At 59.7% G+C, this 238-nt stretch carries 1 protein-coding gene; it reads right to left on the minus strand.

Features of this window, described 5'->3' with window-relative positions; all coding sequences use genetic code 11:
• Positions 1-219 (minus strand): ATP-binding cassette domain-containing protein (locus KVS69_RS20500; RefSeq protein WP_217540179.1); only part of this gene is annotated, 219 nt, incomplete at its 3' end.
• Positions 220-238: the final 19 nt, after the last annotated feature.

Here is a 238-nt window from a genome sequence, read left to right on the forward strand (position 1 = left end):
CACACCCAGAACGATCCCACCCTCGTAATCGCCGTTTAGCCCGGAAAGTGCGCGCAGGATCGTCGACTTGCCCCATCCGGATTCACCGATCAGGCCATAGGCCTCGCCCCTTCGGATGCGAAAGGACACATCATCGACGACACGGGTGCGGGCATTCTGTGGGCCGAAGCTGATGGAAAGGCCGACAGCCTCTATCAGAAAACGATCGGATGCGCTCATGCAAGGACTCCGTTGCGGT

Source organism: Stenotrophomonas sp. GbtcB23, assembly GCF_019091045.1.
GTDB lineage: Bacteria > Pseudomonadota > Gammaproteobacteria > Xanthomonadales > Xanthomonadaceae > Stenotrophomonas > Stenotrophomonas rhizophila_A.